Here is a 21,120-nt window from a genome sequence, read left to right as displayed (position 1 = left end):
CCATTAATGGTAAAAAAAGAGTAAAAAATGCCTGATCTTAGTCATGAAGCCTCAGCACAATACTGGTATGAGTATGTCGACCCGATGATTTATCGTGTCATTACATTTATGGAAAGTGTAGAAGACTGGACATTGGATGGCAATCCTGAGTTAGAAGAGGCAATTACCCGATTAGCTAATGAGCTGGACGATATTGAAAAAATCGATATCGGCTCGTTAGGCCATGAAGATACGTTTATCCGTCTGGTTGCCAATATAAAATCCGGCAGGGGTCTGCGGCTGCTACAAGCCATTGATACAGTTCATCCCGGAAGTGCTTCTCGAATTTTAATCCATGCAGAAGAAACCAGCACAGGCAGCCATGATCCTGCCGGTTTTTTTCTCAAAAGAAACATCGTTTTTGAACGCCTGCGCTTGCTTGCCCGTGTTTTTTCTGAATATCGTTTGAAACTTGTCGCTCGTGCTCTTGAAGGGGAAGAATAATGAAATCATTTGGTCGACGCCTGGCTTTATCTGGCCTTTTACTTTCTATGACATCAAGCTTTGCCTCACAGGGTGGCTACCCCAACAATCAACATGACCCATGGGATAACTCGCTCAGTCAGCTCACAACTTACATACTCAACCTCGGCCAGTATCTGGGCTATAACCTGAGAGTTGATCCCAGTGCACCAGCAGAAGGCAGAACGGTCAGCGAAAACCTGGTTCCCTCGACAACACAAGCAGTACAAGGGGTCATGCTCGCATTATTTGACAGTGTCTTTGGTGCCTTGCCTGTCACCACCGCCGCCCAGATTACCACACAATTCGTCCCTAATACCGTTCAGGCCTACACTTCCATCAATGCTTTCGCCAACAGTACATTTAATTCTTCCGCATACTCCAGCCCCTCGGCTTCCCAGATTTCAATTTCGCCATTAATCGATCAACCCACCTACCAGGAGGATCCGGTCAGTCAGTCAGTATTAAATATTTTAGCAACGCCTGATTACAGCTATTGCTTAAATAACGATGGTACGGCCTTGGCCACCTGCACTTATCCATCAGGTGTCAAAAATGAGAGCCAGGTCATGCAAAATGTCGTTGGCATCAACCGCATCCCCGATACGCAAACCTATTTTACTTATAATTACAACCAGCCCTTTATTTCACAACTTAACACAAATAGTCTGATATCACCTTTAATGTATACCACTGAAACAACTACTGTTACCACCTCCTCCCCTACTCCTGCTATTGGAGGAGCAGGCCTTACAGCACAAAATCAAGCCCAGCAAGCGGCTAACTTTATCCGTTATGCAACCGGCATTGTGGCGCCAATGGCGCTTCCTAACCGCCAGGAGTATGATGCATTGTTTGTAAAAGCACTGAATTCAGACGGCAGTTACACCAGGCTGGAGCAATTCCGGGCTCAATCAATACTTGCGAGCTACCTTACCAACTTAAGAATTTACGCAGCACAAAGCTCTGTTGGAATCAGCAACCTCTATTACATCCTGTCAAAAAGAATGCCTCAACCAATCCCTGGCGGCACCCCGGACCAAGCCAGCACAACAAGTCAGGCACTTAGTGAATTTACCATGGCAACCTGGCGACTTTACAATCCTGACCGTACACAGAATACACAATGGCTAAGCCAGATTAATCAAGCCTCTGCTGCGACAATGCAAAAAGAAATTGCCGTCCTGCTTGCTGAAATTAACTACCAGCTCTATTTAAATCGCCAGCAGCAAGAGCGCCTCCTGCTCACCAATACCATGCTGCTCATTCAGAATGTCCGTAACTCACAACCTGATACATTAACTACACAAGCCAGTACAGCTACGGGACAGTAACCCGATCTGGAAAGGCAAAACTCTCCTGCCTTTCCAACCCTGCCTGGCCAAACTATGCTAGAGCTGAAGTCGCAATCAAATGATTGGCGATATCTATTCGACGAGTTAACCAGATGTCAGGAAATTGTCTAAGGTAATCAATAAACTGTTTAATAGCCATACAACGCCCTGGCCTGCCGCTTATTCTGGGATGTAAACCTATAGTCATCAGAGCGGGTCCTCCTTCCTGATAGAGAAAGTCCAGGGTATTTTTCAGGTGCATATAAAAATCATTGGCTGTTGAAAAACCAGGCGAAGTAGAGAAGCGAAAATCATTACAATCCAACGTATATGGGATAATCAAATGATCAGCCTCAAAATAAGGCAAATCATCAGCATAACTATCCGAGTCATAAAGAAAGCCGCCAATCTCTAATAACAACGGGCGTGTATTTTCACTCCGTCTGCCAGTATACCAACCCTGGGGAGGCTGGCCTGTGTATTTTGCAATTGTTTTTATGCACTTGATTATATGCTCTTTTTCCTTATGGCGAGCTAACTGAGAATAATCTATCCACCGCCAGCCATGTCCGGCAATTTCATGCTTTGATTTTTTTAGATAGTCACAAAATTCCGGGTTCATTACCAACGCCAACCCGGTTACAAAAAAAGTCAGCGGAATCTGCTCCTTCTCAAATAATCGGACCAGGCGCCATACCCCTGCACGACTCCCATACTCAAACAAAGATTCCATGCTCAGGTTGCGCATGTTTTCTGGTTTGGCCACTAAAGGAAATTCACCACCATAAACTTCCGAAAACCTATCACCATTAAGCGGTGTGAGTTCAGCACCTTCCTCATAATTAAGCACAAAATTAATCGCAAGCTTTGCCTTGCCTGGCCACTGAATCCGGGAAGGATTTCTTCCATAGCCTACCATATCCCGAGCCATGATTTTATCCTAGTTCAAAGGTTGTAATACCATAGATCTGCTCAACAGGTAACTGAGGTGGCTTTTTTAAATACATGCGAGCCGTCTCAAATATTTTTTCTAATTGGTATCGCCTGACCAGCTCTCTGGCATGTGGATTGTTTTCTGGTATATCGATATAAAAATCCTTGCCTTGTGCGTGAGAAACCAGGTTTACAAACAGCTCCTCTGCAATAGCAGGCTTATCTGCAAATAAAGGACCTATTTTGAACCCCTTTTGGCAAGCCCTTATTACGCCATAACCAGACAAGTTTCCCTGGCTTATATAACCAAGACTTAATCCTCCAGGCTGATTAATCCAACATGTTAGAAAGTCTTCACGTGCCGCAGGAAAATGCTGCCGATCATAATAGCTTAATAAATTGAAGTTAACCTCACCCAATGGCACAAGCGATTTATTTTTTCTAATAAAAGGGGATTTGAATCCTCTATAACGAGCATTCCTGTGCGCGGTTTTATAGCCCAGGCGAGCATACTTATCAACCATATTGACGACCCCGTCAATCCCTGCATTTCGCTGTCCAACATAGGCCAAACGTGCCCTGGTTAGAGTCAAACCATAGCCTTGCCCGCGGTAATCTGGATCAACAATATAAAAACCGCAAAATGCAAATTGTTCATCATAGATTACTGCAGAGCCCATAGCGATAATTTGATTATCTAATTTTCCTGCAAAAAAACCATGAGGGTCAGCCTGATAAAAGCAATCAGCATCATAAAGCCCTGGATTCCATCCTTCTTTGGTCGCCCATGCGATGAGGTGCTCCATCTCCCCCCTGTTTAGCCGCTCAACGTTGTAATTTCCATGAGTCATCTTCTCTCCTTGGAACACTGAAATCCATTGACAGATATAATCTAATAATAGTCGCCTATTTTCTAAAAACGAGGCTCTTCCTTATATCAAATGAATCATGTAACCCAGACTACAGGCTCTTGACACCTTCAAAAACAGCTATGCTTACTATATAGCCCATTGAAATAGTTGTTGAAATTCTTCTTTTGAGTTTCACTCAGGATACAAGGAGACAGTATAATGGCCAGCACACCAACTAAAACAGTAAGCGCCATCGTTGGCAGTGAAAAAAGACTCGAGTTCGTCATTAATAAACTGACTGAAAAAACAGTCGCCCGTCATGATATCAGTATTCAAGGTTCTCCGGAAAAAATGAGCAGCAAATTTGGCTCCCCCTATGTCAGTCCTGACACCATTCAGGAGAGTAAGGTTCCCCCTAAAAAAGAACATTTTCTCCGAGATGACTTTGGCTGGGTATTAGGATTTTCTTTTTCCATCCCGGTATTTATTTGTGTTGTGATTGCCATTTTTATTATTGGCGATGTTCGCTCTCCTCACGATAATTTAGTGTATGGGATACTTGGCGCAATCGTTGGTGCCATTATCGGAGGCATACTGGCAAATTATATGAGGAAACATCAATTGAAAAAAGTAACCGAACAAGAAAAAAAGGGTGGCTATGTTTTATGGGTCACGGTTAGTTCCGAAGAACAAACCCAGGAAGCTGTTAATATTTTAAAACAATGCCATGCCCGAGAAATTAAAGTAGAGTAGCAGAGGTTACTCAAGGTTTAACAAGTTACTTTATAGCTGAAATTGAATAAAATTACTGCCTTAGCAGTATTTTATGATGATTTTAAAAATTAATGTCTTTTAATTTGCTTAAAACAATTAAAAATCCTGCTAAGGCAGTAATTTTGAAAGATAAGTCTCATATACAGAATTGCCAAACATCCAAGAAATATAGCAGTCCACTGTGGTTATATCTTAACCACTAAGTTAAAATACATCCCTTCTCACTACCAAGGTGGTATTATGAAAAAAATTACAAGTCTCATCACATCGATTATTCTCACTTTCCTTTTAAGTCTACCATCATTCGCAACGATTGCGCCCCTATCGCCTGAGAAAGAAAGGCAATTCCAGAAAATGGTGCTGGATGAAGTCAACCACTACCGTGCATCCAAAGGACTGAACAATCTAGCGTTAAATGAAGATATCTCGAAAGAGGCCAGACAACATAGTCTGGATATGGCTGAGAAGAACATGAAATTTGGTCATCAGGATTTTGACAAGCGCGTCACCCATATTAAAGCCAGTATTCCTGACTTTGCAGGCGGTGCGGAAAATATTGCCTGTTTTAAACTACCTCCCAAACAAGTCGTGCAGAAATGGTTGACCAGCCGGGGGCATAGAAGAAATATTGAGGGTCGATATAATTTAACCGGGGTTGGTATCGTTCAGGATGCAAAGGGATGGATTTATTACACGCAGATTTTTGTGAGGGACAATCGTCTGTAACCATGGATAACCTATTGAACGCTTCAACACTCGCAGATGTATCTTGAGTGTATTTATTAAGCATTGACTAATGATGCTTCCAAGAAAGATACCAGAAATATACCTGTCTTATAACGATTCTCTTTGACTCAACTAACATTAAACTAAGACAGGACAAATAATTGATTGAATAGAACTATGCGCAAACACTATTTAAGACAAATAGCGAACCAGCAAACTTTAGTGTAGCCGGAGGCGTAACCAGGTTTTATTTTGGATATGAAAGGCAAAACTTTGTGAGCTTGGAAAGATAAAGTCGTCAGAAAACCTTGATTGCGCTTCACCCATCAAGGCCACTTGCTATAGAAATACAGGGAAATAAAACAGTTCAAGGTCTACACTTTTCATGCCAAGCTTGTAGTATTTTTTTACTATCTAAAATATAAATTGCACCCGCATGAAGCCCCGAATACAAATCGTTATCTGCTGAAACAATAATATCACAATGACCGTTGCCAGTAAGATCTGTCGCATCCCAATGAACATATGGAGGAGCAAGCTGGCTCATAGGCTTTCCTAGGATTTTAATTATCTTCTCATCCGTAATATTAAGTACCCCTCCTTTTTTGATGTTATCATTTAACAAAATATACAATGCTCCGGCTTCATTCATATGACGGTGGCCAACAAATGATAAATCTGGTTTTCCATCAGCATCAATATCCCCTGCAATAGGTGATAAGGATGAAGATATTCCATCATAATCAGAATACTTATCACTTCCTTTTACAGTAAAATATAACACATCACCTAGTGGAACCTCGCCTTGAGGAAAGCTAAGCAATTGCTGAGAAGAAATTAATACCAATTGATCAACACAAGCTTTTCTTTCAGTTCCAGTTGCAACTTGAGAAATCCAGAAATCGCTAAAATCCTTATTTATAAAATTTCCAAAAGCACCGATTAGCACTTCCTTTTCAACTAAGCCTGTTATCCACCACTTTAATTCCGGAACCATGGAGTCATTTAATATATAAATATCCAATCCTCGCTCTGAACGTATGGAAAACATTGCAGGATGATCTGTATTTAAAGGTAAAGGATAGAGTACATGCGGGATATTTTTATAAACTATTGTATCTATGGCAGTACTACATATTTGTTGCAATTTATTATTACGATAACAATTAATTGTTATGCAGCTATTTTCAAGAGATACGAGTAATGTTTCTTTATGTGTTTCCAAAAAAATAGATTCCTGCGGTAGATGGTAACTTTTCTCTGGATCATAATTATTCGAAGATAAGAGCAACTTTCCTCCCAGCATAAAATCGTCTTTGCCGTCCTGGTCAAGATCACCCGTATTATAAGCAAAGGGACGAAAATATTTACTTTCTCCAGAATAAACATATTCCATTCCCTCAAACCTATCACTTTGGGCAAACTTTGTAAGAAGACCAGCAGCATCATCAGTCAGTTCAACTATCTCTTCAGAACTAGTAAGGGCAGAATAATCAATAAAAGCATCATAGACTTGCTGTGAGTGAATAAAATCTGCATAACCTAAATAAGACATAGAATAGAGTTGAATACTGTTATTGTTTTTATCAGGCAGAAATAGATATCTTGCAGCAAAAAAAATATATTCTCTGGTCAAAGGGCCGTTAGATGGAGGAGGAACTATCAATTTTTGAGTGACATCTTCGATGGGTATAAATTCATTAGCATAATCAATTAACCGATTATTAATATCAAGTGTCTTTTTATTGTACTGAATCATTCTTAGAGTAGAGGCATACTCACTGTAATACCATCTGAACCATGAATGTAAGGACTTGAGGGCTTCTAATTCTCTATCGTTTGCTTTTAATTGTAGCTTAAGCGCTTCCAGTTCCTTATCTCGCGCATATAATTTTTCACGAATTTTTCTAAAAGTAATTAAACTTATTGCCCGATTTTTCACTTTGCTGATGATTGAATTTTTTAACACTTATATCCCTATCTTTTTTTAATTACTTTAAAATAAACGGCTCTACCCCAAATAAACTGATTCAACGTCGTGCTTATGGATTTAGAAATTTTGAAAGTTATAGGGTAAGGGTTAAAGTTTTGTGTTCTTGACTAGTGCCCCCGGATTTGGGGAAGAGCCCAAAACTCTCACCGCTATTGGTCGGGACGGAAGGATTTGAACCTTCGACCACTAGCACCCCATTCTCTTGATATCAATACTAATTGAAATTACATTTTTACATCTTTTCCCTTCGAAAGTCCATACATACAAAGAGTTATTTCATTTATCTTGTAACAAATGATAACATCGAATATCATTCAAGAATACAAAAAAGTGTACCTAAAAGTGTACCTAAAACGGATTCTTGTTATGAGCAACTTTACCAATACCTTTATTAAAAACTTAAAGCCTCGTCCAAATAAGCAGTATGAAGAATACGAGGGTCAAGGGTTTGGTATTAAGGTCTCTCCTGCAGGAACGAAAACATGGATTTATCGCTATAAGATAAATGATAAAACTGAAAAAGTCAGTTTAGGTCATTATCCACAGATGAGCCTGGCAGATGCCAAAACAAAATTTATTCAATTAAAGGAATTAAAACGACAATCTATCAATCCTAAACAAGTTTTATCGCCCGAAATTGAAGAAGATAAAAATACTGTTACAGAGCTGGTTAATCGTTGGTATAACAATTATATCTCCAAGCATAGAAAGCAACCGCTGCAGATCCGTCAGCTCATTAATGCCGATATTATTCCTCTTATAGGTGAGAAATACATTGATGAAATAGAAGCCAAAGATATCACAAGAGCATTAGATACAATTGTTGCTCGCGGTTCAAATGTGCATGCGAATAAAGTGTTAAGCGCTATTAAGCAGGCATTTAATTATGCAGTCAGCAGAGGCGAGCTTAAGATAAATCCAGCAATCTATATTCGTGCCAGAGACATCGGAGGTATCGAAAAACCCAGAGAGCGGTACCTAACCATTGATGAAATTAAGCAACTATGGGAATTTCTCAGCAATGGCAAGCATCATGTCTCATTACAAATAACCAATGCCATCAAGATTTTGCTATTAACAGGCGTTCGTACTGGGGAACTTAGGATTGCCCAATGGAATGAGATTGACTTCGAAAACTCCCTATGGACGATCCCCGCTGTCAACACCAAAACAGGTATAACCATGCGAGTCCATTTAACGGACATAGTCAAATCACTATTTAGAGAGTTATACAACTGCAGCATGGGTGAGTATGTCATAAGCGGCGCAGATGGCCAAAGCCCCCTTTCCGACCGCGCCTTACCCAAAGCTGTTATCCGCTTACAAGATAGAATCGGTATCGAAAAATGGACACCTCACGATCTACGCCGCACCTTCGCCACACAGCTGGGTGAAACGCTAAGAATTGATCCTGTTGTGATTGAGAAATGTTTAGGTCATAAAATGCCCAAGATCATGGCAACCTACAATAAAAATGAAATGCTACCCGAGCGCAAGGAAGCATTGGATAAGTGGGCAAAATTCATCGCAAATCTGGTTTCTTCTGAGGACAAAAGTTACCATACAACCAACTAATCAAAGGATACGATTCCGTGAACATCGATCAACTAAGGCAACTTGTAAAACAAGGCGAATCAGATCATCTGGAATTCAAAAACTCTACCAGCCAGCTTAAACCTGCTCTTGAAACGGCATGTGCGTTTTTAAATTTAAAGGGTGGATTTATCATATTTGGAGTCAAAAACAATGGTGAATTCATTGGCCAAAATGTATCAGACAATACGAAACAAGAAATTGCCAAAGAAATCAGGAAAATCGAGCCACATGTATCTATTGGTATTCATTACCTCCCCTTAGATGATGAAAAGCAGATAATCCTTCTAGATATTCCTGAAGGAAAACATGTTCCCTATATTTATGATGGCCGCCCTTTTGAACGTGTTGCCTCAACCACATCAAGAATGACTCAACATCAGTATGAGCAATTGATTATTAAACGAAATTATCTCAATCATGACTGGGAAGTACATTTAACGGATGAATTTGCAATAGATGATCTTGATCACCAAGAAATTATGAACACCGTTAAAGAAGGTATTAACAAGAATCGTATTAGCCCTGAGGCAATTGAACATAGTATTGAGCAAATCCTAGATAATTTTAAATTAATCAAAGATGGCCGACTCACCAATGCAGCAGTAGTTTTATTTGCAAAAAACACGGAAAAGATCTTTTCACGATGTGAAATTAAAATGGCTCGTTTTAGAGGACGTACAAAACTGGAAGGCTTTATTGATAACCAAATGGAAAGAGGCAATGCTTTTCAACTCATCACGCTTGCCCACCATTTCGCCAACCGCCACTTACCCATTGCGAGCTATTTTGTACCCGGAAAGCTACAGAGAGTAGATGAACCAGCCGTACCACAACTGGCTTTAAGAGAAGCATTAATCAACGCCTTTTGCCATAGAGATTATAATGTTCGATCATCCACAACAAGTTTTGCAATTTATGATGATCGATTAGAGCTATGGAATCCAGGCGGTTTACTCCCTGCTATCAAACTGGATCAGCTCAAAGGCCCGCATAACTCATACCCACGAAATGAATTGATTGCCAACGTATTCTATAAAAGAGGCTGGATAGAAAAATGGGGAACAGGCACAACGCGAATGATAGAATACTGTAGAGCAAATAATACCCCCGAACCTGAATTCACTGACAGTTCTAATGGTTTTTCGGTTATTTTTAGCTTTAAGGAAGTAATGAATACGGGGATTTCTTTACAAGAAACTTCTAATTTATCATTGCGCCAACTGGAAATTATTGAAGTATTAAAGACCGCTGACACTCTTTCATTAAAAGAAATTAGATTACAACTACCTGCATTGCTTGCCGAAAGAACCATTCGTGAAAATTTAAATGTTCTAAAAATCAAAGGGATAGTCACTTCCATTGGCAAAGCTAGAACAACAAAATGGCAATTGATCAATAAGTAACGAGCAATCAATATCCGGCGGTATCCGGCGGTATCCGGCGGTATCCGGCGGTATCCGGCGGTATCCGGCGGTATCCGCCATAGTCTATCGAAATCGGTTTATTCAAATCAATAATTTGGCGCATTCAACCCGCTAATGCAACGACACTAATCAGTGTTCTTAATTCGATAAAATTTACATTCTACACCATGCCCAGTCCCATCTTTATAGTAATGCATTCCACACTTTTCCATCACGCGGTGTGAGGCTTTGTGTTCTATGGGAGCAAAAGCAATAATAAAATCAGCTTTAATATTTTTTTTACTCCAATTAAGCAGGCCTTTTAAAGCTTCTGAGGCATAATTCATGCCCCAAAATTTTCTTGCGATTAGATATCCAACTTCAATTTCGCCAGTCTCTATAGGACCAAAACCACAGCGTCCAATAAATTCATTAGATTCCTTATTAAAGATGACAAAACAAGGAAGTCCAAGTTCTTTATAAAAACCTATGAACTGTTTAATTCTTTTCTTAGTTTGCTCCTTCGATTGGACTCCATCAGGAAAATACTTTCTAACTTCTGGATCTAAATTTAATTCAGCCACAAGGTTTAGATCTTCTTCACTAATCAAGCGCAATATTGTGCGTTGAGTTTCGATTTCTAACAGCATAGTATATTCCCATCATTTACTAACCACAAAAAAACATCAGAAAATTAGCTACTGAATCACAGGTCTTTCCGCTAGTTACTGGTGTCACACAGCTTAATTGTAATTGCTATACTTAGATTGAATGCAATTTTGCAAAGGGTAAAAGTGTCGACTAACAAACTTACCAAATCTAAGTTTAAACTGGCCTTGGAGTGCCCTACCAAACTCTATTATATAGATAAGCCCCAATATGCCAACCAACAGGCAGAAAATTCATTTCTAAAAGCGTTGGCTGAAGGTGGGTATCAAGTAGAAGCTCTTGCTCGCTGTTACTTCCCAGAAGGTATATTTGTTAAAACCAGTCATGGCGAATCAGGCTTAGATGCGACAAAGCGACTGCTGACAAAAGAATCGATTACCCTATTCGAGGCAGAAGTATTACACCAAAGATACTTAATTCGCACGGACATTTTGATAAAACATCAGAACCACTTGAAGTTAATAGAAATCAAAGCTAAATCTATTGGCAATGAGGAAATCCAAACAATTGTAAAGAAAGATGGAACTATCAATGCAAAATGGAAGCCGTACATTGCCGATGTTGCTTTTCAAAAATGGGTTCTTCAGCATGCTTTCCCAAATTACCGTATTTCAAGTTATCTAATGCTTGTTGATAAAGACAGTATTTGCCCCACCGATGGCTTGAACCGCAAGTTTTTTCTAACCAAGGATAAATCCGGCAAACTGAGGGTTAAAATTTTAGAACCACTATCTTCTGAAGATCTATCGGTTCGCCTGCTAAAAGAAATTAATGTCGATCATTTAACGGAAAAAATATGGTCTGAAAATGATACCTCTGGGCGGCCTTTTATTGATAGCTTCCACGAGTTCAGCCAACAATATTTTAATGGATTAAAATCACCATCTCGCCCTAAAAAAGAATGCGCTGCTTGTCAATTCAAAACATTACCTAGCGATGAAGCAAAGGGACTCCGTTCAGGTTTTAAGGAATGTTGGCGCGAGGCACTTGGATACAACGATAATGATTTTCTCGATGCTACTGTTTTGGATTTATGGAATTTTCGTGACAGGGAAAAATGCCTACAAAAAGGGTTAATAAAACTACAGGATTTTGATGAAGATGATTTACCCACCAAAGATGATGGCAAGCCAGGTTTATCTGCCAGTCAACGCCAATGGCTGCAAATTGAAAAAGCTAAAAACAACGATAATACCGTTTGGTTAGACAAACAGGGCTTAAGCGATGAAATGCAATCCTGGGTATACCCCTTACATTTTATTGATTTTGAAACAGCAATGTTACCTATACCCTTTAAAAAAGGTGCTCATCCATATCAAGGCATAGCTTTTCAATTCTCCCACCATATCATGGATGAGAAAGGCAATGTGGCGCACGTTGGTGAATACCTCAATACTGTTCCAGGTATCGACCCTTCAATTGATTTTATTCGCGCACTAAAGTCTGAACTTGAAAAAGACTCTGGAACTATTTTTCGCTATAGCAATCATGAAAACACATATTTGAATATGATATTGGGGCAATTGCTCGAGTTGCCAGAGCCTCCAGAAGATCTTGATGATCTGGTGATGTTTATTAAGTCGATTACAAAATCTCCGTCAGATAGCCGTAACAAATGGATTGGTAAGCGGTGTATGGTTGATTTATGTGAGCTCGTTAAGCGATTTTATTATGATCCATTAACCAATGGATCAAATTCAATCAAGAAAGTGCTTCCTGCTATTTTGAATCGCTCAAAATACCTTCAACAAAAATATAGTCAACCGATTTATGGCTGCAAACAAGGCATAATAAGCAAAAATTTTAATCAAAAGTGCTGGATTGTGTTTGAGGATGAGGGCATAAAAGATCCTTACTCTCTTTTGGCCCCCATCAATAAGGAATTACCTGAAGAAGAAGTTAACTTATTGTTTGATGATGAATACTTAAAAGAAGGCGGAGCTGCAACCATCGCTTATGCCAAACTACAGTTCACTCATATGAGTAACTTTGAACGAGAAGAACTCAAAAGAGCTTTATTACAATATTGCGAGCTGGATACATTAGCTATGGTTATGATTGTAGAAGCTTGGCAAGACATGGTGAAATAAAGCTAATGTGACAACCAGAGCCTTCAGTGTAAGCTTAATTATTTATTATCAGCCCTTTCTGATATATGTTTAATAAATGTCACTTCGAATGCCTTGCACGGACGATATTGCTGTAACCTATTAGCAAAGGTGAAAACATCGTTTATCTCATAGTGCTGAAATATATCAAGACCACGATCCATGGAGATTTTCCAACCATGATTAGTAACGATATGACGAGCATGGATAGAGCCAGCATCCGCGAACTCCCAGGTGAACATCACGCCAACTGAACTGGCAGATTCTTGTATCTTCTCAAAATGTTCTTTTTGTTGTTCCCCTTTGAAATCATCTTCGGTTGTAACTAAATGAACAGAAATTTCCTCATCCTGGGCTTTAAGCTTGACCAATGTTTCTAAAAATTCCATGAAATTTTTAATCTGATAAAATAGACGAATGTAAGGGTCTGTAACGGTAATGGCCGATGCTCCCTTTATGTAGGCTCCTAGCAGAGAATCAAAAGATATACCTTTTTGGTTTTCCTTAATGATAAGATGCTGTTCTAGGGGGGCTTTTAGGGCAGATGGCGAAGGTTTTGAAGGAACTGGTGGTTGTTCAATATATGGACTTTCCTCAGTAACATCCTCATCAATAGTTTTATTGTAGTAACTAGGATATTCTTCCTCTTCGAGTGTACTAACGAACTTCTTATTTCCTTCCATGTCAGCATAGTAAAAGCTAACATTACCGTATGTCGTGTCGATTCTCATCAGCTGATCTTTAACGCGTTTTCGGCCTTCAATTGCAAATTTTAAAATTTCCTCAATCTCTTCCTTAGTAGCTTCACCGTGAGGAAAAAGTATTTTCATCAAACCAGAAAATGTTTTATGAATTCCATCTCGATCCCTTGTTGAAATATCGGGGGAAAGAGAGAAATATTCTTTATAACGATCAGAGTAGTCGTGATTACGTAATGAGCGCAAAATCTCAGCCAAATAATCGACTACAAAACCATAATCACTAGAAAAAATTTCACCTCGAATAATATCAATTTCCCAGCCGGGGATATAAAAATGTATTCGATCAAGAAATGCAGAGTCATAGAACTTATCTGGTAACTCACAAAACAAATCTGAGTGTTTTAACATATAAGGAACTGTATGCTGGGTATTACCTACAAAGACCATCGATGCCTCAGCGCCTAAAGTTTCTACACCTCGAGAGAAAGACTTATTGGCCATGTAGTTCTTCATGATATCAACTAAGGCTTTGTCCACCCGTTTCTGCTTTCCTGCAAACTCATCAAAAGCAACACAATCCCAGTAGCCGACTAAGCCAATTTTTCCAGTAGAATTATTGACAAACAATTTAGGAACGGTGACTTCACCACCAGAAATTAGAATCCCGTGAGGAGAAAACTCTGAGTAAATATGAGATTTACCAGTACCCTTTGGACCAAGCTCAATCAGGTTGTAGTTGCGCTCACAAAATGGAATAAGGCGAATCAATTGGGTCAGCTTACTGCGCTTTCCAAACATTTCAGGATTAAAGCCGATACTTTGAATTAGCAGATCTATCCACTCATCAGTTGAGAACTGCTTGCGAGCATCAGTATATAAATCAAAATCAAAATGAGACAGTTGAATAGGTTTCAGAGTAGATAAGATCCAAGGACTAGCGTTCTTGTCCTCAGTGAATAAGTACTCAATGTCTGCAATACACCACACGCCACTGACCAATAACTTTGGATGCGCCTTGACAGTGCCTGAGTCGACAAGCACCTTCTTAATACCAAGGTTGGAAAACTGCGCTTCATAAGCATCAGTCTTATCGTTAAGAGACACACTGATTTTATCGATAACCTTGTAACGCCCTTTTTCTTTAATATTGGAACGAACCAAGCCAGACTCATTACGATGCACATAATGTTTTCTTAGAATTTCCTTAACCGTCTCAATACCAGTTTGGATAGTTGGCTCATCACTGGTAGCACAATATTGTCCCAGAAGATATTCCAACACATAGGATGGGACAATAGCATTACCTTTCACCGCTTTAACAAGATCTTTGCGAACAACGAGTCCTGGGAAATGGAAATTACTTTTATGGTCAAGTTCATTCATCGGTTGTCTATCCTCTAAAAGTCAAAGTCACTGGTAAATGATCGTCGCATCACATATCGGAGCGACTTGTATTCTTTGTAATGTGAAGTTCCAGCATGTTTTTCCTCTAATCGAAGAATGACTTCCTGACCGTTTACTTCATCAGCCATACGGGTCAAGACAAAGCGTACTTGAAGCTCGCGCTCTCGAGGATTATCCGAACTCAGGTCAAAAGTCAGGTCGTGACTATCAGAGATTAATTCGCCGGCTTCAGTATAAATACCAGCCCTTAGCACACGAGGTTGGACTTTATCTGTAACAGGTCCAGCTTGATACATCGTCACCGCCAGCTGCCCGGATGTGATTACCGAGCTGGACCCGCGCAGGATATCTACCTCTATAGCAGTTACATCGCTCTGGCGTTTTTTGTGAATTTTAAGAACAGGAATGACCACCTCCTGCAATGATGCTCCTCCATGTACAAAACGACTGCCGGAACCTTTTAATCTAAGACGGTTAATCGATTTGGGAATTTGAACCTCTACCTCACCTGAAAGGCTTAGTTGTTTGGGCGCGAACTTGCGTAAACTGGAAGATTCAATCAGCCCCTTACCAAGCAGAAAACGCCGATCTCGATACAGAATTTTATCTCCTGCCGCATCAATACCTGAAAAATCGCTTTCATCAATAGTGCGATTTTGATAAATAAAGCCATGGTCTGCTGTCACAAGCAAATTGGTGGCATTGGCACCAGTAAGTTTCTTAATCAAACGAATTAATTCCTGCAAAGTTTCTTCCACTGCTTCGAAAACACGCTCTTCAGTTTCCCGTTTGTCACCTGTAGCATCAATCCGGTTATGATAAACATAAATTACATCATGATCACGAACTAAAGCTCGACAATCATCTTTTTTCATGGCCATCAACTCATCGGCTTTGCAGGCCGTAGCGCGTATATTTGGAACAAGTCCCAGGATCTTTTTGCGGTTGATAGTTCCTTGTGAGCTTAATCCATCAACTAACACGGCTCCGCTTTCATTGTCTGCAATCTCTAGCTTCTTGTGCGGAAGTAGTGCCGCCATACCGAGCTGAGTGTAGCTCGGGAGCATCGATAGGGCCGGTTTTATTTCAGCGCTATAACGGTCTTCCTGGCGAATGAGGGACAACAATTCATCGCCAATTTCATAACGCATGGCATCCGAGATAAGTACACAAACCTTAGTATCTTTGCGCAAGAATGGACGTACCCACTGCTCGAAAAATTCTGATTGATTCTTCACTGGATCGGCTTCCCACCTAGATGCCGCATCAACAAAGGTCTGGAAGCAATTACCCAGTTTAAATAGATAATTATTACTGTAAAAGTTCTCAATCTGCTCAGTCAGAGTAGCCATCAAAGAAGATTGGCCCGATATGCGTACATGATAAGTAAATTTACGATAAAGCTGATCGAGTTGATACCAGCAATCACTGTATCTTTGCACACCCTCGGCAAGACTATTCATCGTTAGATTAGCTTCACCCAAAGCATGGATAAACCTAGAAGCATAATCAATAGCTTCATAAAGATGTTGGTATTGTCCGTACCAATGGCTTTGTCTTCGTTGACGAACCCAAAGTGATACATCACCGCTAGAAACAGTTCGTGATGCAACTGCTCGGACTAGATCGCTTATGACTTTCAAATCGATCAGACGGAAATAATCTAAGTCTATTAACTCCCTAAAGTCCTGGTTGGTTAAGTTATGTTCAATACCAAGTACGTCAGCACATTCTTCTGATAATGCCTCAAAACCAGCTTCAAATTGGCGGCTATCCTTCCATCTTTTAAGAAAAACTAAAGCATCGCCAGTCAGTTTCACCTGCCCGTCTGTACCCATGGCGTAGCATGATTTGAAAAGTTCAATGACAAAATCACGGATACCCGGCTCGTTCGAAGTATAACCATAACAACGAGTCATCTGCTCCCAAAGAAAGTTTTCTAGACCGCATCTGCCAACCAATTTAATCTTCTCGTCATGCCTCTCTGCCAGCTCTTGTAATAAAGTTTCTGCCACAGCATCGATACGCGGTTCACTATCTGTGCATACTGCCAGCATTTTCAGACGAATCTGTCCAGCCGTATCATCGGCCTTCAGTAATTTTTTGAGCGCATCCTTTCGTTTTTCTGCCTGGAAGAATTCCACATGGGGCTGAATAACTTCAGTGAACTCAAACCCAAGCCCCAACTCGGATAGCCAGATAGCCACTTGATCCGTACGGAATTCACATTGAGCCAATTGTACGTCAAGCAGCCAGTTATTGAGATCATCAGGCTGAGGTCCTTCATAGTAGAGTAGAAATTTTTGTGTCGGCTGTTCACGCAGAATTTTGTATTTGATACCATACTGGTTATTATTAAGTTCCAATTTTTCAATACCGGATAGCTGAATAGCCTCAAAGTTCTCGCGCAACTCTTTTTTGGTGTCATACCAAAAAACGATCCGATGGCGCTCAAATAATTTACTTAATGTCAGAGCAATACGGTTACTCATCCGTTAACCCCTTAATTTTCTTCAAAGCCGCACCAAACTTTGGATAGTTAACCTTCACGCCGTCATCAAGATCTATTTCTAACTGTTCAGCAGCAAGTGGATAAAGAATGTCGCGCTCATATTCTTCCAATTCTTTCAGGATCTTGTTAGTCTTATCAATCTCCTTAAATGCCTTTGTCTTCTCGTTTTTTGAGGTGCTGGCACTTATACTTACTGCTTCTAAATATTTTTTATGTGCAATAAGTTTGGTGCGGTATTCGCGTAAATAGTCATTCAACACCACACTGACTGTATCTGGACGGTAACGGTGCATGTAAATTAATACATTAAAACTTCCATTGGGGCTTGAAAATAGCCAGTAGATAGGGCGTTTCTTATACCGCTTCACATGGTCGGTATAGAATTCATTTAAAAAATAGTCTCTAATGCTATAGTTTTGTTTCTCTTTGATGTTTAGGCTCTGTTCTATAAACCTCAGGTTTTCCCCATATTGTTCCTCACCAAAGGCTACTTGCAGGAATTTATGGAAGCGTTCAGTAATATCATCGGAAAACCAGTTACTATCGAGAATGGGGATAACGTTGTCTTCATCAGCTGGAAAGATTGGAGAAGGGACTCGCTTTAGATAGTCCTCGATGGTTTCTCCCTGGTTAGCTAGGATCAAACCTGGTTTTTCTAAAGCATAGCGGCCTAGCATGCAGCCCACAGCATAAGAAACCAATTCTCGCATGGTATCGGCAAGCAATAGTGCTTCAAGCTCCTCTTCGCTCTTGTCGTTACCGTAGCGGTAATGCGGATTACAGGTTAGGGTGATTTCATTTAGCGGCACTTTTGGCGAAACTGCATTCTGAAGACCATAAGCTTCTATGAAGTTGCTGTTATTCTCTTCTTCCAATTTTTGCATATCAAGTGTCATTTCCCACCAGTGGGAGCGAATTTTTTGATATATAGTTTTCAGTGATATTTGATGATAGCCCCGATTTAGTATTGGTATGCCAGTGAAATTCCAGGATATTTCATAGGAATCCCAATCTGATTTCGATATTAAAATAATCTTATTCACTAATCTCTTAATATTATTAGGTATAATTTCTGGCAACGGTACATTTCGAAGGTTAGCTGGTTGTATATTTAACGTGGGATTAGTAATGCTTTGAATTAAATAGTTTATTTTGCTGCAGAATAGTCCAAGAATAAGTTCCTTTCTATCTGCCTGAAAAGAGCAGACACCAGATGCATCATCAAAGAGAAAACCGTCGGGTGAATATCTAAAGCAGGGCTTCCCTGAGGTGATTTTGCTCCACACTATTGCTTCTTTGAAGATACTTTCTAAAACAAAATTGTGTGCCCACAATCTATCACCGTTTGGATGTAGCGTTGTCTGTAACTTATAACCATCATTTTCCCAATCAATAATATGCTCAAAGTTTCCATACCAATTTCGAAAATCACCGCCTTTATTGTAGGGGAACCATTTTTTTTGTGAATATTTTGCTTCTTCACGAGAATTATACCCAAAACCTATTTTCTCTTTAGAAACCTCACTCCATTTTCGAATGTAAAAATTAGTATTTCCTGTAACTAAGGCTTGATTTGGATTAGCAATATCCCCAACGATTTTAGTACTCTTTATAAAGATATCTCTAATATTATTGCTTATCCAGTAATTAATTGGACTAGCTGGAATCTTTTTAAAATCAGTACCGGAGGCACGATAAAACCAGCCACAATCGGGGTTATTAATAGCTTCAATGGTCTTTGGTCCTTGATTAGCAGAGCCTTTAAAATCAGATAACCTAACGTATCCACCTTTGTATTTAAGATTGTGCGAATTTTCAACTGTGAAGGCACATATTGGTACAGTGGCGCCATCGAATCCCGAATATTCTAATTGAACCAATGAAGATATAGTTTTTTGATTAATTAAAAAAGAACGTAACTTTTCATAGGATGAAATAAACATCCAAGTAAATGGCGTCATAAAACCAAGTTGACCTTTGGTTAACGTAAGTTCTGTATTACGGACAATGAAAGCAGAGAACAAATCTGATTTCACATCTGCATAGTTATCTTTTAGCCATGCAGACAATCTCCCATTCATCCCTTTACCACCCATATAAGGTGGGTTGGCGATTACAACATGGTATTTAGGGCTAAGATAATCCGCCTGTCGAAGAGCTTGCAATATCTTTTTATGGGTTGACTCATAAATCCAGTCGCTACTTAAATCCTTAGCCTTTAAATTCTGCAATATGTTCTTTATGTCAGTAATATCAGGACGTATCAAGGAGCCGAAGTTGTCTGATTCTTTAAACTGGTTCAATGTGGTCAGAAGTGGTGTTGTGAAGAGTTCTTGACCTGCAAAGTTCATATAGTCATGAAGCTCTCCTTCTTCAAAATGCAAATTCTCCAACACGCAGATGTTTGGCTTAATTCCTTTGTTAAAGAACCGCCTTTGTTTGGCACGAGCTTTCATGGTAAGGGCGAAGGCAGCCAACTCACCGGCACGTTCGTCGATTTCGATGCCAAATAGGTTATGGGTAAGAATTTTTTCCGGGATTTCAGTGGGTTCATAGCCTTCTTCTTCGTAGATGGTATAAAGCAGATCAAAGGCATAAGTGAGCATATGACCAGAACCACAGGCTGGGTCACAAATTTTAATATCTTCAGGTTTATCAATTTTTAGGAAGTCTGTTTCTTGTTGCTCTGATTTAATATAGTAATCCATGCGTTCAACCAGCTTTGAATCAGGGCGGTTGAGAAGCCAAAGACGACCGAGTGAGTTTTCAACTAAATAGCGCACAATCCAGTGCGGTGTAAAAAGCTGAGTGGCAGCAGGGATGTTTTCAGGTGTTACTTTTTTATTCTTCTTCAGCCCATCAAACACTTCATCCTTTTTCTCGGAAATATAGAATTGGTAGAGCCAGCCAATTACCTCAACATCATTGCAATCATTTGATGTCATTGCTTCGCGCGTATAATTGAGAATAGAGTTACTTGAGAGTAGGTCATCAGGCATCAGTAATTCGGTATAGTCGTCTATGCGCTGAAACAAAAACGGCATGGCATGGTGAAAGAAGTTACAGACCGCCACGACTAACAAGCGGTAAGCTTCACCCTGTGGGTCACGGCTAGGGGAGCTACCTTGGAGCAGTGCAAAAATATTCTTTCTTATCGTGTCTGGTACCATTTCTTCGTCGATATGGCCCATCTTGGCTTCAGCCAAAATTTCAGGCTGGGACTGGTCTTTGGAAGGTGAAACCACTCCAATACGAGTGTAACGGTTTACATCCATAAAACGCAAGGCGCAGAATCGGTTAAACCAGGTGTAAGCCACGCGTTCGATGACCTGATCCTTACCATAACAATCAATAGCTTCTTCAAGCTTCTTAATAGCCTCTGGACTTTCTCGGCGGGCTGCACTGTCTTTTGTTAGTACAAACTTGAGCTTTGCAGAAACCTGTTCTCTGAGGATTCGTCGAGCAAGCTGAGCAAATTTTTTGAGCTTAGCCGTTTCCATTTAGTTACCTTTTTCTTCAGGTATCTGTTGACTGAGTGAGTCAAATTGACTTTGAAGTATTTGAATCATGTCTGATTTCATTGTTATTTCTCCAGGTGATCAATTTCCTGGCGCC

The 21,120-nt window shown here is 40.0% G+C and carries 14 protein-coding genes; 7 read left to right on the top strand and 7 right to left on the bottom strand.

The annotated features are described in order from the left end of the window. The first annotated feature begins 27 nt into the window (after positions 1-27). Together icmW and icmX are read left to right on the top strand one after the other, a co-directional pair. Positions 28-483, top strand: a complete 456-nt coding sequence (gene icmW, locus E1O65_RS06985; protein WP_133132876.1) for a type IVB secretion system protein IcmW — start codon at positions 28-30, stop codon at positions 481-483. Continuing rightward, a complete protein-coding gene (gene icmX, locus E1O65_RS06980) occupies positions 483-1,835 on the top strand; it encodes a type IVB secretion system protein IcmX (RefSeq protein WP_133132875.1) in 1,353 nt (450 codons plus the stop codon). Before icmW ends, icmX begins: the two co-directional genes overlap by 1 nt. Positions 1,836-1,887: 52 nt before the next feature. Here icmX and E1O65_RS06975 read toward each other — a convergent pair whose 3' ends face one another. Both E1O65_RS06975 and E1O65_RS06970 read right to left on the bottom strand, forming a co-directional pair. Beyond that, the gene (locus tag E1O65_RS06975) at positions 1,888-2,766 is read right to left on the bottom strand and encodes a polysaccharide deacetylase family protein (RefSeq protein WP_133132874.1); all 879 of its coding nucleotides are present in this window, start codon (positions 2,764-2,766) and stop codon (positions 1,888-1,890) included. Positions 2,767-2,770: 4 nt separating this feature from the next. Next, the gene (locus tag E1O65_RS06970) at positions 2,771-3,619 is read right to left on the bottom strand and encodes a GNAT family N-acetyltransferase (protein ID WP_133132873.1); all 849 of its coding nucleotides are present in this window, start codon (positions 3,617-3,619) and stop codon (positions 2,771-2,773) included. 219 nt (positions 3,620-3,838) lie between these two features. Between E1O65_RS06970 and E1O65_RS06965 the strand changes: the two genes are divergently transcribed. Together E1O65_RS06965 and E1O65_RS06960 are read left to right on the top strand one after the other, a co-directional pair. Continuing rightward, on the top strand, positions 3,839-4,372 hold the full coding sequence (locus E1O65_RS06965; protein WP_133132872.1) for a hypothetical protein: 534 nt from the start codon (positions 3,839-3,841) through the stop codon (positions 4,370-4,372). 261 nt (positions 4,373-4,633) lie between these two features. Continuing rightward, a complete protein-coding gene (locus E1O65_RS06960) occupies positions 4,634-5,119 on the top strand; it encodes a CAP domain-containing protein (protein WP_242601553.1) in 486 nt (161 codons plus the stop codon). Between the two features lie 367 nt (positions 5,120-5,486). Here the strand turns inward: E1O65_RS06960 and E1O65_RS06955 are convergent, their stop codons facing one another. Next, entirely contained in the window at positions 5,487-7,088 is a 1,602-nt protein-coding gene (locus E1O65_RS06955) for a hypothetical protein (protein WP_133132871.1), read from the bottom strand. A gap of 390 nt (positions 7,089-7,478) precedes the next feature. On the opposite strand from E1O65_RS06955, the gene E1O65_RS06950 reads away from it, so the two are divergent. Further along, positions 7,479-8,687, top strand: a complete 1,209-nt coding sequence (locus E1O65_RS06950) for a site-specific integrase (RefSeq protein WP_133132870.1) — start codon at positions 7,479-7,481, stop codon at positions 8,685-8,687. A gap of 17 nt (positions 8,688-8,704) precedes the next feature. After that, on the top strand, positions 8,705-10,111 hold the full coding sequence (locus E1O65_RS06945) for an ATP-binding protein (RefSeq protein ID WP_133132869.1): 1,407 nt from the start codon (positions 8,705-8,707) through the stop codon (positions 10,109-10,111). Positions 10,112-10,257: 146 nt separating this feature from the next. Here E1O65_RS06945 and E1O65_RS06940 read toward each other — a convergent pair whose 3' ends face one another. Then, the gene (locus tag E1O65_RS06940; protein ID WP_027222681.1) at positions 10,258-10,761 is read right to left on the bottom strand and encodes a GNAT family N-acetyltransferase; all 504 of its coding nucleotides are present in this window, start codon (positions 10,759-10,761) and stop codon (positions 10,258-10,260) included. Between the two features lie 144 nt (positions 10,762-10,905). On the opposite strand from E1O65_RS06940, the gene E1O65_RS06935 reads away from it, so the two are divergent. Then, positions 10,906-12,870 (top strand): DUF2779 domain-containing protein, encoded by a 1,965-nt coding sequence (locus E1O65_RS06935; protein ID WP_133132868.1) that lies wholly within the window; start codon positions 10,906-10,908, stop codon positions 12,868-12,870. A gap of 38 nt (positions 12,871-12,908) precedes the next feature. Here the strand turns inward: E1O65_RS06935 and brxL are convergent, their stop codons facing one another. The 3 genes from brxL to pglX are packed head-to-tail and all read right to left on the bottom strand — an operon-like array spanning position 12,909 to position 21,005. Further along, positions 12,909-14,972, bottom strand: coding sequence for a BREX system Lon protease-like protein BrxL (gene brxL / locus E1O65_RS06930; protein ID WP_133132867.1), 2,064 nt, complete (start codon positions 14,970-14,972; stop codon positions 12,909-12,911). Positions 14,973-14,986: 14 nt separating this feature from the next. Beyond that, positions 14,987-17,485: a BREX-1 system phosphatase PglZ type A gene (gene pglZ / locus E1O65_RS06925; protein WP_133132866.1), complete on the bottom strand. Its 2,499-nt coding sequence runs from the start codon at positions 17,483-17,485 to the stop codon at positions 14,987-14,989. Further along, the gene (gene pglX, locus E1O65_RS06920) at positions 17,478-21,005 is read right to left on the bottom strand and encodes a BREX-1 system adenine-specific DNA-methyltransferase PglX (RefSeq protein WP_133132865.1); all 3,528 of its coding nucleotides are present in this window, start codon (positions 21,003-21,005) and stop codon (positions 17,478-17,480) included. Before pglX ends, pglZ begins: the two co-directional genes overlap by 8 nt. Positions 21,006-21,120 lie beyond the last annotated feature (115 nt).

The sequence above is a fragment of the Legionella sp. W10-070 genome (assembly GCF_900640175.1).
In the GTDB taxonomy this organism is placed as follows: Bacteria; Pseudomonadota; Gammaproteobacteria; order Legionellales; family Legionellaceae; genus Tatlockia.
This window is presented reverse-complemented; position numbering and strand designations above follow the sequence as displayed.